The 14,168-nt window shown below is 72.2% G+C and carries 10 protein-coding genes and 2 pseudogenes; 2 read left to right on the forward strand and 10 right to left on the reverse strand.

Annotated elements, in window-relative coordinates; translation table 11 throughout:
* Positions 1 to 115: 115 nt before the first annotated feature.
* Together ACXKR8_RS47580 and ACXKR8_RS47585 are read right to left on the reverse strand one after the other, a co-directional pair.
* Positions 116 to 844, reverse strand: coding sequence for a hypothetical protein (locus ACXKR8_RS47580; RefSeq protein WP_462100171.1), 729 nt, complete (start codon positions 842 to 844; stop codon positions 116 to 118).
* Between the two features lie 198 nt (positions 845 to 1,042).
* Positions 1,043 to 1,702, reverse strand: a complete 660-nt coding sequence (locus tag ACXKR8_RS47585) for a hypothetical protein (protein WP_458270769.1) — start codon at positions 1,700 to 1,702, stop codon at positions 1,043 to 1,045.
* 657 nt (positions 1,703 to 2,359) lie between these two features.
* Here ACXKR8_RS47585 and ACXKR8_RS47590 point away from each other — a divergent pair.
* Positions 2,360 to 2,734 (forward strand): TraR/DksA family transcriptional regulator, encoded by a 375-nt coding sequence (locus tag ACXKR8_RS47590; RefSeq protein ID WP_458270770.1) that lies wholly within the window; start codon positions 2,360 to 2,362, stop codon positions 2,732 to 2,734.
* Here ACXKR8_RS47590 and ACXKR8_RS47595 read toward each other — a convergent pair.
* The 3 genes from ACXKR8_RS47595 to ACXKR8_RS47605 form a co-directional block, all read right to left on the reverse strand.
* Entirely contained in the window at positions 2,658 to 4,052 is a 1,395-nt protein-coding gene (locus ACXKR8_RS47595) for a hypothetical protein (RefSeq protein ID WP_462100172.1), read from the reverse strand. The two genes, ACXKR8_RS47590 and ACXKR8_RS47595, sit on opposite strands and share 77 nt — an antisense overlap.
* Positions 4,052 to 4,615: a SigE family RNA polymerase sigma factor gene (locus ACXKR8_RS47600; protein ID WP_458270772.1), complete on the reverse strand. Its 564-nt coding sequence runs from the start codon at positions 4,613 to 4,615 to the stop codon at positions 4,052 to 4,054. Before ACXKR8_RS47600 ends, ACXKR8_RS47595 begins: the two co-directional genes overlap by 1 nt.
* A gap of 111 nt (positions 4,616 to 4,726) precedes the next feature.
* Positions 4,727 to 6,814: a S53 family peptidase gene (locus ACXKR8_RS47605; protein WP_462100173.1), complete on the reverse strand. Its 2,088-nt coding sequence runs from the start codon at positions 6,812 to 6,814 to the stop codon at positions 4,727 to 4,729.
* Between the two features lie 341 nt (positions 6,815 to 7,155).
* Here ACXKR8_RS47605 and ACXKR8_RS47610 point away from each other — a divergent pair, with 341 nt between their 5' ends.
* Positions 7,156 to 7,785: a GNAT family N-acetyltransferase gene (locus ACXKR8_RS47610; protein WP_458270774.1), complete on the forward strand. Its 630-nt coding sequence runs from the start codon at positions 7,156 to 7,158 to the stop codon at positions 7,783 to 7,785.
* A gap of 96 nt (positions 7,786 to 7,881) precedes the next feature.
* On the opposite strand, the gene ACXKR8_RS47615 is transcribed toward ACXKR8_RS47610, so the two are convergent.
* From ACXKR8_RS47615 to ACXKR8_RS47635, 5 genes and pseudogenes are all read right to left on the reverse strand, one after another.
* Positions 7,882 to 8,370 (reverse strand): hypothetical protein, encoded by a 489-nt coding sequence (locus ACXKR8_RS47615; RefSeq protein ID WP_458270775.1) that lies wholly within the window; start codon positions 8,368 to 8,370, stop codon positions 7,882 to 7,884.
* Positions 8,363 to 8,731: a hypothetical protein gene (locus tag ACXKR8_RS47620; RefSeq protein WP_458270776.1), complete on the reverse strand. Its 369-nt coding sequence runs from the start codon at positions 8,729 to 8,731 to the stop codon at positions 8,363 to 8,365. Before ACXKR8_RS47620 ends, ACXKR8_RS47615 begins: the two co-directional genes overlap by 8 nt.
* 239 nt (positions 8,732 to 8,970) lie before the next feature.
* Positions 8,971 to 9,585, reverse strand: a complete 615-nt coding sequence (locus tag ACXKR8_RS47625; protein WP_458270777.1) for a sarcosine oxidase subunit gamma — start codon at positions 9,583 to 9,585, stop codon at positions 8,971 to 8,973.
* Positions 9,575 to 12,795: pseudogene (locus ACXKR8_RS47630) on the reverse strand (sarcosine oxidase subunit delta family protein). The gene ACXKR8_RS47625 and the pseudogene ACXKR8_RS47630 overlap by 11 nt, the downstream one beginning before the upstream one ends.
* A gap of 34 nt (positions 12,796 to 12,829) precedes the next feature.
* Positions 12,830 to 14,046, reverse strand: a pseudogene (locus ACXKR8_RS47635) (sarcosine oxidase subunit beta family protein).
* Positions 14,047 to 14,168: the final 122 nt, after the last annotated feature.

Raw genomic sequence — 14,168 nt, forward strand, 5'->3', positions numbered from 1 at the left:
ACCCGCCACCCGCTACGACGTGGACAAAACCGTCGGGCGCCCGAGACCATCATCGAACGCGACCGGGCCAGACCCTGACGCGCGTCGTGGGAGATCCCCATTTGGGCTCCACATGTCAGGTCGCGGTGGGGGTATAGCGGGTTGCTGCGAGCTTGGCCATCGTCCGAAGCCTGCCAAAGTAGGAGACGCAGTACTCCGAGTTGATCTGGGTCACCACCTTGTCGAGGTCGGCGATGCAAGCCCAGAGGATGGCAAGGCCACTGTCGTCGAGCCCACCGTCAAGCTCTCTCTGAATGAGGCCGGCGACGTTGGCGTCCAGGAGGATAAGCTCTACGCCCTCAAGGTCAATACCACGGAAGCTGTCCGGGTACAGGGCACGCCGGTGTTCCTCCCACAGGCGGGCGAGTCGGTCTTCAGGCTGCGGTCCGTTCATGTCGACAGCTGCCACCTCTGCCGCAGATGGTCGGGGAAGGAGCAGAGAAACAGCATCGAAGACGGCACGCACCATGGTGACGGCCCTGACCGGGCTGAGGGCGGCACTTGTCACAGTGGCCTGCGTGAGCTTGTCGCGCAGTAGTCGGCTGCGGTCCAGCTTGGCAGCGAGTTCGGCCGGAATGAGCCCTGCATCGGCGGCCCGCCCGATGAGGTCCTGGATCGGTTCGTTGATGGCAAGACGCTCGGTCAGGACGCGCTCCAGGGCGAACAGGGAATGCGTGACGGCGACGGTGGCGAACTCGTACCGGTAGTAGGAGTGCCGGATGAGCTCGCGGGACGTTTCCATCGCGCTCATGACATACATCGACGCGTCGCCGGGCAGAATCAGGTCGGCCACCAAGGCGTCCATGCCCGCATAGTCGAGAACGACGTTGCGGACACGCGGGTCCGGTACTGGCTGAGGGAGCGGGCCGGGCAGCGGCGGCAGGGTATTCACTGGCGCAGTCTTGTCGCCTGAACGCTCTCGGTGTCAATGGATTTACTCGCGGCGGTTGGCGAGCCGGTGCCGCGCGTCGCCACTGGCCCGATCGGACCTTGAAGGACAAGCTCAGGACAGGGTGACAGTGTGGCCGAGCCCCGCGAAGGCGTGGCCCAACTGCTCCACCCACACCGGGTGGTCTCTGAGTCCGGCGGGGACGTGGACCTGGCCCGACGCATGGTCTGGGCCCATCCCCGACACCACGATCAGAAAGTCCGCCCGCTGTTCCGGGACGCGGTCCAGGCGCAGATGGGGCATGGCTGAGAACTGCCAGTGGGCGGTGTCGCTCCCGAACCTACCGGGGCCGACGGTCCTGCGCAGGGCGAAGGCGGACTCCTCCGAAGGGAGGACCGCCACGGTGAACACCTTGAGCCAGGAGATGTCGTCGACGATCCGCCAGATCGCTTCCGGAACCCGGTCCGATCTGTTGCGGTCCTGCGAAAGCTGCTTGCGCAACTCGCAGTAGTGGTAGCCGCGTCCGAGTATCCGGGCGACGTCGTCGGCGAGTTGGGTGAGGTTGTCGGCCGAGTACGCCAGGCCCAGGTCTCTGTCCAGCACCTCCCGGATCCAGGGCTTGAGCAGGGTGTCCAGCATGTCCAGCGGTCGGTCCTTCTCCGACATCTCCACGGCGAACAGTGCGGCGTCCAGAACCCCGAGGTAGGGATCGCCGTTTCGCCGCCGCCCGGCCTGCCGCGATGCCTCCGCGGAGCTGCTCGCCTCGTCCTCCACGTCGCTTCCCCTCAACAGGTGCAACACGGCCGCCGCCCTCGATCGGGTCCGGCCACGATGATGGTAGGAGCCGCGGCATAGGGAAGTCGAGTTCAACGGCTCACTGGGCCGGGGCAGGCCGGGGCAATCCGGGGCGTGGTCGGGGCTCGGGCTGCTGGGCTGATCAGGTGGCCTTGGTCCGTGTGGCGGGGTGGGGTGTTCTGGAGTGGGGGAGGGATGGCTGGGTCGGGCCGCGATGGTGCGGCTGCTGGGTGGAGGGAATGCTGTGGCGGTCTGGACTTTGACGTTTCGTCGGGCGGGGTTCGCCGCGGTCGGCGTAGTGGGCGCGGTGGCGATGACGGTCGCGGTGGCTGCGTGCGACACGACCGCCAAGGGATCGCCGGGGGACGCGCTTCCGGGTTCCGCGGTCAGTGCCTCGGCCACCGCATCGGCCGGTGGGCCTCCCTCGATGCCCTCACCCGCCCGGCCCGGGCCTCCGGAGTCCCGCCCGCCCGAGCCCGGCCCGCCCGATTCTGGCCCGGCCCAGCCTGGACCGCCCGAGTCTGAGCCGTCCGAGCCCGGCCCGCCCGAGCCCTCGTTTCCGACCTCTGGCGACCCCGATACCAGTGCCGCCTCCTCGGCCCCGAGCGTCCTTGGGAACCTGGGCCGCTGAGCGCCATGAACCCGCCACCCCAGCTCCCCGAGCCCGTTTCTGCCGCCCGGCGGCTGACTGCTGAACGTGCCGAGACTGTCCTGTTGATCGCGGGGCTGAGCCGGGAGCTCAGCCAGATCATCGAGGCCAACGCCTTGGTGGCCGTCGACGACGAGCATGACCCGGAGGGCTCGAACACCGCTTTCGAGCGCGCCCAGGTCGCCTCATTGCTTGACCAGGCCCGAACCCGCCTGGCTGACCTGGACCAGGCGATGGAACGCCTGGAGCGGGGCGAGTACGGGCGCTGCGAGCAGTGCGGGGAACCTATCCCGGCGGAGAGGTTGGAAGCCCGTCCGGCCGCGACCACCTGCGTGCCCTGCGCCACGGGGCGGCCGCGCTGACTCGGCGGTTGCCGGTTGGTTGGGTGCGCCTGGGTGAGGCTACGTCCGGCACGGTGGCGCCGGGGCCCGGGGCGGTAGGAGCAGGCCGCTCCCACCGCCCCGGGCCCGGCCGGGGCGGCCCCGCGTGCATGGTCAGCCACGGCGGACGGCGAAGATGGGCGCCTGGGCATCCAGGCGGAGCCCCGGTATCCCCCGGCGCGGCAGCGGTGTTCGCGGCCCCTATTTCGCCGTCGGCGCTCGCCGCGTTCAGCGACACGAAGCCCTTGCCCAGGCAGGACGCCGGATTGCCGGGGACGGTCAGCCGCAGCCGCACCACCAGCCGCTGTCCGGCGGCCAGTTGCACGGTGTCCAGCAGCGGCTGGCCGGAGCCCAGCGACGCGGTCCGCCATGGCCCGCCGTCCTCCGACCAGCTGAACGTCTGGAACGGCGTGAAGTCGCAGTCCGGGGTGGAGCCCCCGGCCTCTGACCGCAACTGGATCCCGTCGTACGCGGCACCGGTGGTGTTGTCCAGGGTGAACGTGAAGGTGCCGGAGGTGGTCCCGGTGGTGACCGAGGCCGGTCCGGTGGCCGTCAACGAGGGATCCACCAGCGGCAGCGTCCTGGTCCGGACGACGGCGGGGCCGCCCGGCGGACTGAGCCGGACGCCGAACGTGACAGTCTTGCTGCCGGCCGGGACCACGAAGAGGCGCTCGGTCACGCTGCCGTCGGCCGGGAGCGCCAGCCGGTAGGCGGCGGTGTCGGTGAAGCCGCCTACGCCGCTGGTGTAGGAGACCGGCAGGTCCCTCGGGGTTCCCGTGGCCGGATCCAGACGCACCGCCCTGGCCCGCTCGTCGGGCGCGGTCGATCCCGGGTGCGCGGAGGCCGGGTTGCCCAGGTCGAGCAGGACGTCCACGGTCCGGGCCGGACCGGGGTTGGCGACGGTGAAACCCACCTGGTTCGACGTCCCCTGGGCCAACTGCGAGGGAAGCTTCAGGGCCAGCACCGGGGCGGCCGCGGGCGTCCCCTCGGTGGAGGCGGACGTGGACGCGGACGGGGCCGGCGCTGAGGCCGAGGGCACGAGGACGGGTACGGGTGAGCTGCTGCTCGGGGCGACCACCGCCGGGCTCTGCCCAGAGCCGCCGGTGACCGCGAAAGCCGTGCCTATCCCCCCGACGAGCACGGCCAGGGACAGGGCGGACAGGGCGATGCGTCGGCGCATGGTGCGCTTCCTTCCTCTCCTTCGGGCGGCTTCCGGGCCCTGGGCCCGGGCTGTACGGGCCGCGCCCTCCGCAAGTCCCGCGAGCAACTGGTCGACGTGATCGGGCAGCTGTTCTGGCATCAGCGGTGCTCCTTTCCGGCGGCGCGCATGCCAAGGGTCTTGCCGATGACAACGGTCGGCTCGGTTGGTCCGCCGGCCTGTGGTTCCTCGGACAGGTGTGGGGCCAGTGCCTTGCGCCCGCGCGCCAGCCGGGCCTTGACCGTGCCTGCGGGAGCGCCGGTCTGCTCGGCGACCTCCTCCACCGACAGCCCGACCAGATGGTGCAGGACGATCGCCTGCCGCTGCTCGGGCGAGATCTGCCGCAACGCGGCGACCAGCGCCAGGTGGTCCGGACCCAGGCCGGGCAGCTCCGGATCCGGGCGGCTGCGGCGGTGCGCGGTCAGCCGGTTCACCGCCTTGCGCCAGGAGGACACGGAGATCCGATAGGCCACGGTCCTTACCCATGCCTGCGGGTCGGCGTAACCGCACACCCGTTGCCAGCGCTGCCAGGCGCGGGCATAGGCCTCCTGGACGCAGTCCTCCGCCTCGGCCAGGCTGCCGGTCATGGCAAAGACCTGACCCACCGTCCGCCGGTATGTCGCCGCGTAGAAGCCGTCGAAGCTCTCATCCCGCTCTCCCGCCACTGTGGTTCCCCCTCCGTCCCGCACGTATCGAAGAGGTCACGCGGGGCGGGGGCGCCCAGTTGCATCCGGAGCCCGTATTTCTGCTTTCTTTTTCCTCTTGTCGGCCCGTCCTCAGCGGCAGCGGCGCAGGGCGGCCAGGAAGGCGGCGCCGTTCGGGGTGCCGACGCCGGTCATGGTGTCGTAGCCCCTGGCGGTCACCTGCTGGGTGTCGGGGCGCTGCTGGGCGTCGAAGACGTCGACGCCCGCGCCGGTGAAGGTGTCGTCGGGCGCGAGGTACGCGGCCCGGTTCTGCTGCGGCGCGGACGCGCTGATCGGCAGGGCGTCATGGAACGCCCCGGTGCGGGCCAGGCGGTAGAGCAGCGGGTTGACGAAGCCGTAGGGCGCCTTCCGGCCCTGCTGGGCGTCCGCGACCAGGCCCGCGACCAGCGGAGTGGCCAGGCTGGTGCCGGCACTCGACACGGTGCGGTAGCGCCCCGGCTTCCCGTGGCTGTCCGTCTCGGTGTAGCCGACCAGCATGCCGGTGTCGGGATCGGCGTCGGCGGCGATGTCCGGCACGGTCCGGCCGAGCACCGTCTTCTTGGCCACCCGGACCCGTGCCATCGACGCCGGGACCACGCCCTTCTGGTACGACGGCTGCCGATAGACGTCGCTGACGCCCCCGCCGCCCCCGCTGACGCCGAGGTCGGTCCATTTGCCGCGGTCCAGCGAGCCGTAGTCGTCGGACCACCCGGTCTCGAACACCCGGTTCTTCGCGGCCCCGATGCCGAGGGTGGTGCCGCCGACCGCCACCGCGTACGGGTCGGAGTCGGTGACCGTCAGACCGGGGGTGTCGCCGGAGGCGACGTACATGCCGACCCCCTCGGCCGCGGCCCGCACGTCGATGGCGTGCACGGTCCGCGGGGACACCTCTCCCAGCGGGATCTGCCACGAGTTCGACGTGATGGAGGCCAGGGGGTGGCGGCCGTCCCCGGTCAGCACGGCCGAAGCCGCGTCCAGCAGCGCCTGGTCCTCGTCGCAGCCGGTGCCCACCACCATCACCTGGTTCGCGCCCGGCGCCATGGCGTAGACGGCCTCGGAGTCCATCTCCGCCTCGACGTCGACGGCCGGCAACTGCGCCGCACGGTCCGCCGCCGCGGCTTTGGGTGCTTTGCAGGAGTTCCCGGCCTGGACCTGCCGGAACTGGGAGCGCTTCGGCAGCGGCAGATGGTTGCTCCGGGCGTACGCCGTCAGGGTCCGGAACATCGCGGTCGGCGCCTCGTCCTCGGTCAGCGCCACGGTCTGGCCCCTGCCGGTGTCCCGCGAGGTCGCCCCGTAGGCGCCGCGCAGCTGCGCGGCGGAGTACCCGCACACCGGCAGCGAGGCCCGGGTCAGCCCCCGGTAGGCGGGGTGCAGGGCGTGCGCATGCTGCGCCCAGTACGAGGAACAGGTCGCCGCCTTGGCCGCCGCGCTGCTCCGCGGGCCGGACGCGGACGTGCTCCGCGACGCTGCGGACGCGCTGCTCAACCCGGTCACACCCAGCACGTCCGAGGCCAGCGAGGCAGGCACCGACACCTCGCGGTCGTTCGAGGTGAACACGGCCGACCGACCCGCCGACCCGCGTGCGGCCTCCCCGGCCCGGTACTGCTCGATCCGCACCTGGAAGGCCGACTCGACCGCCGAGACCGGCCCTGTCGCCGACACATAGTCGCGGCCGCCGTCGACCTGAACCCCCGTCAGGCCTTGGCCGGTGAGCCACGCCGCCACCGCTCCGGCCTGCGCGGCGGAGGGGCCGAATCCGGCGGTGTAGGCGTCCGGGCTCAGGTAGTGCTGGAATTCGGGGTTGCCCGGGGTGGCCACCGCATCCGCGAACGCGGCAGCGCGCGCCGTGTCCGGCGTCAGCCACACCTGGACCGTCAGCCGCTGCGACCCGGGCACGGCCCCTACCCGGGTGGCGGTGCCTACCGCGGCGGCGACCGACCCGGGCACCGCGACGGTTGACGCCGCCTGCCCGGACGCCCATGTCCGCTCGGACGCCCAGGCCCGTGCGGAACCTGATGCCCCTGCGGAACCCGATGCCTGCGCGGAACCCGTGGCCCCCGCGACCCCGCCGGCAGCCACCACCGCCGCGCAGGCTGCCATCGCAGCCCCCGTCCGCAGAAATCCTCCCCTCACCCTTCCACCCTCCTGCCAGCACAGCGCCCCAACAGCCACCGCTCCCATCCGTGTACAACGCAGTCCGCGCGCCCCCGGTTGCGGCCGCCCGCAAACCCGGCCCGTTCGGTGGAGCGTCGACCGTGCTGTTCCGCGGTGCCCGGCCCGAAGTCCGGGTGGCGGCCGGCAGGCTGCACAAGGGCCGGTAGGCGGGGGCGGCGGTCTTCCGTCACATCCCGTTCGTCGAGCCCCCGGCCGGCGCGTTGCGCTGTGCCGCGCCGCAGCCGGTTCGCCGTCGGAGAGGGGTGCGGGAGGCCTTCGCGTACGGTCCGCCGCCCCCGCCGGGCGGCCATCGCAGACGCGTGCGGAATCGCCCCGCACGTTCGGCGACCCCCACTACAGTCCGGCGCATGAGCTTCCATCTCGAAGGCCCGGTTCTCGAAGGCCGGCTCGTGCGCCTCGAACCGCTTGACCACCGACACACCGCGGATCTGGCCGCAGCCGCATCGCAGTCAGCTCAGTCGTATGCGTACACGCGGGTCCCCGCCACCGCGGACGAGGTCACGAACTACGTCGACCAGCTCCATGCACTGACCGCCACGGGTCGGCTCGTTCCTTACGCGCAGATCGACAGGGCGTCCGGCCGGGCGGTGGGCGCCACCGCCTTCTGGGACCCGCGGCGCTCCGAGGACGGGGATCTGTACGCGGTCGAGGTGGGCTTCACCTGGCTCGGGGCCTCCGCGCAGGGCACCGGTATCAACACGGAGGCCAAATACCTGCTGTTCCGGCATGCGTTCGAGGATTGGGGAGTCGCGCGCGTGGACCTCAAGACCGACTCCCGCAACACCCGGTCCCGTGCGGCGATCGAGAGCGTGGGAGCCCGCCTCGAAGGCGTGCTGCGCAAGTGGTCGCGGTCGTGGGCACCCGGCGAGGACGGCATGCTGCGCGACACCGCGATCTTCTCGATCACCGACGCCGAGTGGCCCTCATGCCGTCGGCGGCTGGAATCCAAGCTCGACGCGCGCCGACCGAACGGCTAAACCTGCCGGATGTAGCCCGACGCGGGTCCAGCGGGTCCCAGCGGTCCCCGGCGTGATCAGGGCCGTGGGGCACAGCGCGGCGTGGAGGCCACCGAATCAGGGCTGTGCGGCGACGGCAGCGGTGACGGCGCCGGGTTGCCGATCGGCCCGGCGCAGCCACAGGATGCCGGAGACCGGTAGGGCCAGCGGGATGAACAGGTATCCCAGGCCGTAGTACGACCACACGGTCTGGTCGGGGAAAGCCGAGGGCAGCACGATCGTCAGGGTGCCGACGGTGAGGACGCCGACCAGTTCCACCACGCAGCCGGCCAGGGCCAACCGGCGGGCGGACCGGCCACCCCGTACCAGCGTGACCAGGATGACCGCGTAGATGGTCGCGGCGACCGCGGAAAGGATGTAAGACAGCGGTGCGTGGTGGAACTGCGCGATCAGCTGGTAGATCGAGCGCCCGCCCGCTGCCAGCGTGAACAGCGCGTAGAGGCTCACCAGGAGCCGACCGGGGCCTTCCCCGATCTTCCGCCCGGCTTGGTCCGGCCCATCGGTCCGGTCCTGTGCCGCGTCCGGTCCGAGCTGTGTGTCAGCCATGCCCGCCTCCCCAGATGCTGTCCAGTCGCAGTTCCAGTGCGGCCAGCACCAGGCCGCCCGCCGTCGCGATCGCCGAACCCCAGCGGGTGCGTTCGACCAGCGACATGAATCCGGCCGCCGGCACCACCAGCACCGCACCGACCGCGTAGGCGAAGAAGACCACGGTTCCCCCGGTCGGCTTGCGGCCGCCGGCGATGTCCACGATGCCGACCACCAGCTGCGCCAGGGCGAGCACGCTGACCACGGCCATGCCGATCAGGTGCCAGTCCTTGGTGGGCTGGTTGCGTGCGGTGGCGTATCCGCACCATGCCGCGAGCAGCAGCGCCGCGATCGAGACCGCTGCCGTGATGGTGTCGTTCACCGCGCCCTCCGCGAGCCGCGGGGCGGGAGGGCGCCGCCAGAAAACTCAAGCATGTCGGGACTCTATCCGGGCGGTGCCACGGGCCCTGCGCCGGGGGCGCGACCGGGGACGCGAACCGGGACGCGAGCCGGGACGTCGGGGGGAGCCGAAGGCAGTGGACCCGACCGGGCTGCGGGGGCCCGGGTACGTCCGGGCTCCCGCAAGGCCGGCAAGGCCGCCGAGGCCGCCCACCTGCGCAGTCAGGGCGTGAGGGGCGGGTGCCGGTACTCCTCCGTGGCGTCGAGCAGCCAGTCCGCCAGGTACTGGGCGAAGGAGCCGCGTACCAGCAGGCGGTAAGTCGGTTCCAGGTCGGTCTGGTGCAGGATCACGTTCACCTTGGAGACCAGCGTCTGCGCGCAACGGCCCGGGGTGAACACCCGCGGGTGCAGGTCGAGGGCGCAGCCCTTCGCCAGGACCTCGCGGGCGGCCGGTCCTGACAGTTCGAGCGTGGTTCGGTTGGCAGAGACGTCCACCACTGATCCTGGCTCGTCCTCCAGCGCCGCGCGGAGCATCGCCGCGGTGGCGGGGCCGGAGCCGTCCGGGCCGACCACCAGCCACTCCTCGGGGCCGAGCCAGAGCACCCGGAGCTCGCCGGCCGCCGCCACGGTGTTCGGGTCGGTCGGCAGCGGCGTGCCGAGCGCCCGCCCGATCCGCTGCGCGGCCGTTCCATGCTGCTGCAGCTGGAGGTCGAGCTGCGCCAGGAAGGGGATCTCGCGCAGACCCACCCCCTGCTCCCCGGGACTGGTGTTCGCTGCGAGGACGTCGGCGAGGTGCCCCAGCGGGCTGCGGCGCAGGCGCAGGGTGTCAGCCGTCACGGCGGGTTCCCTTCGGGTCGTAGAGGACGGAGTCGGTGATGGTCGCGGCGATCACGCCGCCGGGCAGCGGCGCGTACACCGTCTCGCCCAGGCGGTCGCGTCCGCCCGCGACCAGGGCCAGGGCGAAGGTACGGCCGAGCGCCGCGCTGCGGTAGCTGGAGGTGACGTGTCCCAGCGCCCGCGTGGGCCCGGCCGCCTTGGCGTCTGCCACCAGCTCGGCGTTCGCCCCCGCCTCGGCGTCCACCCCCGCCTCGGCGTCCATCCCCGCCCCGGCGTCCGCCACCAGCTGCGCGCCTTCGGGCAGCAGCACCGCGGGATCAACCGGCAGCAGGCCGACCAGCTGCCTGCGGTCGCCGCGTGCGGTGTCCGCGCGCTGGAAGGAGCGCCGGCCGATGAAGTCCTTCTGCTGGGAGACGACCCACTCCATGCCGAGGTCCTGCGGGGTGACCGTGCCGTCGGTGTCCTGCCCGACGATCGGGTAGCCCTTCTCGGCGCGCAGCACGTGCATGGCCTCCGTCCCGTACGGGGTGATGCCCAGCGGCTCGCCGGCCTGGACCACCGACTCCCAGACGGCCTGGCCGTACCAGCTCGCGACGTTGACCTCGAAGGCCAGCTCACCGGAGAAGGAGATCCGGCAGATCCGGGCCGGAACCCCGCTCGCCAGCCGGGTCTCACGGGCCGTCATGAACGGGAAGGCGTCGTTGGATACGTCGAGGCCGGGAGCGAGCGCCGCGAGGACCTCGCGGGACCGGGGGCCGACCACCGCGATCGTCGCCCACTGCTCGGTGACCGAGGTGAACCGGACCCGCAGCTCGGGCCACTCGGTCTGGCGCCACTCCTCCAGCCAGTCCAGCACGCCCGCGGCGTTCCCGGTCGTGGTGGCCATGATGTAGTGGTCCTGGGCGAGGCGCAGGGTCACGCCGTCGTCGAAGACCATGCCGTCGGCCCGGCACATCACCCCGTAGCGGGCCGAGCCGACCGCCAGTTTGGCGAAGCCGTTGGTGTAGACCCGGTTCAGGAACACACCGGCGTCGGGGCCGATCACGTCGATCTTGCCGAGCGTGGTGGCGTCCATCAGCGCGACGCCCTCACGGGCCGCCCGGCACTCGCGCAGCACGGCCGCCGCCATGTCCTCCCCGGGCCTCGGGTAGTACCGGGGGCGCTTCCACTGCCCTACGTTCTCGAAGACCGCGCCGTGCTCGACGTGCCAGGGGTGGATCGCGGTGGTGCGCACCGGGTCGAACAACTGCCCGCGCTCGCGACCGGCCAGCAGCGCGAAGGAGACCGGCACGTAGGGGCCGCGGAAGGTGGTGGTGCCGACCTCGCCCGGTGAGCGGGCGCCGAGCAGCCGGGCGATGACGCCGGTGGAGCACACCCCGGACGCCTTGCCCTGGTCGTGGGCGGTGCCGATGGTGGTGTAGCGCTTGATGTGTTCGACCGAGCGCATGCCGGCCCGGATCGCCCGTTGGACGTCCGCGACGGTGGCGTCACGCTGCAGGTCCACGAAGTGGTCCTGCCAGTCGGCCGGGTCGCCGTCCTCACCCGGCACGATCCACACCGGTCGCGGCCGGGACGGCGGTCCGTCCCCGGAGTGGGCCGGGGTGGCGGGCACGGCGGCCGGGAAGCCGGCCAGGCCCGCCGCCCGCGCACCGGCGGCGAACCCGTCCTCCAGGCAGCCGCCGAGGTCGAACACCCCGCGCGCGGCGCCGACGCTGTCGACCTGCTGCGCGGCCTGCGCCGGGACGAACGCGGCGAGGCCCTCGTCGTAGCGCAGGCTGCCCTGGGACTGGCTCCACAGCTCCACGGCGGGGCTCCAGCCGCCCGACACCGCGAGCAGGTCGCAGGCCACCTCGCGGACGGGGCCGGTGAGGGCGTCGTCGGCGTCCAGGGCGGCGATCCGGACGGCCGCCACCTGGGCGTCCCCGCGCGTCCTGACCACGGCCGATCCGGTGATCACCTCGATCCCGGCCCGGCGTACGGCCTCGACCAGGCCGGCTGGCGGCTCCGGCCTGGTGTCGACCAGCACCGGCACCTCCGCGCCGGCCGCGACCAGCGCCAGCGCGGTCCGGTAGGCATGGTCGTTGGTGGTCAGCACGACGGCGCGGCGGCCGGGCAGCACCGCGTACCGGTGGACGTAACTGCGCACAGCAGCTGCGGACATGACGCCGGGCCGGTCGTTGCCCGCGAAGACCATCGGCCGCTCGTGCGCGCCGGTGGCCAGCACCACCCGCCGGGCCCGGATGTGCCACAACCTCTGCCGGGAGACGCCGGGGACCGGGTGCGGGCCGAGGTGGTCGGTGCGGTGCTCGGCGACCAGCAGGTAGTTGTGGTCGTAGTAGCCGGTGGCGGTCGACCGGGTGAGGATCCGGGTGTCCGGCTGTGCGGACAGCTCGGCGCGGACGGCGTCCACCCAGTCCAGGGCCGGCCCGCCGTCGATCTCCTCCTGGTCGCAGAGCAGTGATCCGCCGAGTTCCGGCTGGTCGTCGACCAGCACCACCCGGGCGCCGGAGCGCCCCGCCGCCAGCGCGGCGGCGAGGCCGGCCGGGCCGCCGCCGACCACCAGGACGTCGGTGTGGACGTGCATCTTGTCGTAGACCGACTCGTCCGGGGCGGGGTCGAGTCGGCCGCGTCCGGAGAGGCCGGTGGCGCTCAGCCCCTGGTACAGCTCCACCGTCGTCGCCAGTTGCATCGGCTCCGAGCAGGGGCCGTCGAGCTGGACCAGGGCGTTGGGCTCCGCCACCCCGGCCGTGACGATGCCGCGCGGCCGCCCGCGGTAGAGGCTGGGGGCGGCACCCGGCAGGCCGTTGGCGAGCAGGGCGGAGGCCAGGGTGTCGCCGCGCAGCCCGGTGTACTCCATGCCGTCGTAACGGAAGCGCAGGGGAGCGGAGCGGTCGACCCGCCCGCCGCGGGGAAGTCGGTTCGGCGTGGTCATGGAGTGATCACCGGCTTCGGCTGACCGGCCGGGTACGTGGCCAGGATCTGGTGGGTGACGGTGTGCCGGACGACGTTGAACCAGCGCCGGCATCCGGCGGCGTGCGACCAGCGCTCCGCGAACGGCCCCTTGGGGTTGTCGCGGACGAACAGGTATTCGCCCCACTCGGCGTCGGACAGCGCCGAGGTGTCCGCCGGGTAGGCGACATGGGCCTGCCCGCCGTAGTGGAACTCGAGCTCCTCGCGTTCGCCGCACCAGGGACAGGCGATCAGCAGCACGGTTACTCCTGTCGGACGGTCTGTCGGGTGGCGGTCAGTGGGCCACGGCGGCGGCGCCGTGCTCGTCGATGAGGGCGCCGGTGGTGAACCGCTCCAGCGCGAAGGGCGCGGCCAGCGGGTGCGGCTCGCCGGTGGCGATGGTGTGCGCGTAGACCCACCCGGAGGACGGGGTGGCCTTGAAACCGCCGGTGCCCCAGCCGCAGTTGAGGTAGAGGTTCTCCACCGGGGTGGGGCCGATGATCGGTGAGGCGTCCGGGGTGACGTCGACGATGCCGCCCCAGGTGCGCAGCACGTGCGCCCTGGCGAAGATCGGGAACAGTTCGAGTGCGGCCGCCATCTGATGCTCGATCATATGGAAGGAGCCGCGCTGGCCGTAGCCGTTGTAGGAGTCCACGCCCGCGCCCATGACCAGCTCGCCCTTGTGCGCCTGGCTGACGTAGACGTGCACATGGTTGGACATCACCACGGTGGGGTGCACCGGCTCCAGCAGCTCGGACACCAGCGCCTGCAGCGGGTGGCTCTGCACCGGCAGCCGCAGCCCGGCCAGCTCGGCCAGCACGCTGCTGTGCCCGGCCGCCGCCAGCGCGACCCTCCCGGCCGCGATCGGGCCCCGGTTGGTCTGCACCCCCACCACCCGGTCGCCGTCCCGCAGGAACCCGGTGACCTCGCAGCCCTGGATCAGGTCGACGCCGTACTCGTCCGCCCGGCGGGCCAGCGCCCAGGCGACGTGGTCGTGCTTGGCGATACCGGCCCGGGGCTGCAGGGTGGCGCCGAGCACCGGGTACCGGACGTCGGGGGAGGTGTTGACGATCGGACAGAAGTCGCGCACCTGGTCGGTGTCGAGCCATTCCGCGTCGACCCCCCGAGCCGGTTGGCGTTGACCCGGCGGGTGCCCTCGCGGACGTCCTGCAGGGTGTGCGCGAGGTTGAGCACGCCGCGCTGGCTGAACAGGAAGTCGTAGTCCAGCTCCTCCGGCAGCACCTCCCAGAGCTTGAGCGCGTGCTCGTACAGCGCCGCGCTCTCCTCGCAGAGGTAGTTGGACCGGATGATGGTGGTGTTGCGGGCCATGTTGCCGCCGGCCAGCCAACCGCGCTCCAGTACGGCGACCTTGCTGATGCCGTGGTTGCGGGCCAGGTAGTAGGCGGTGGCCAGCCCGTGCCCGCCCGCGCCGACGATGACCACGTCGTACGAGCGCTTGGGGTCGGGGGTGCGCCACAGCCAGTCGGGGTGCTCGGGCAACTGCTGGGACATCACGACCTCCTCAGCACTGTTTCAGACTACGCACACTGTTGCGCCCCTCACAACAGTTTGGCAAGGGGGCAGCGAGGGCCTTGACGGGTCCTGGCCGGTTCCCGAAACTGTTGCGCAGTATG

The organism is Streptacidiphilus sp. PAMC 29251, from assembly GCF_054208735.2.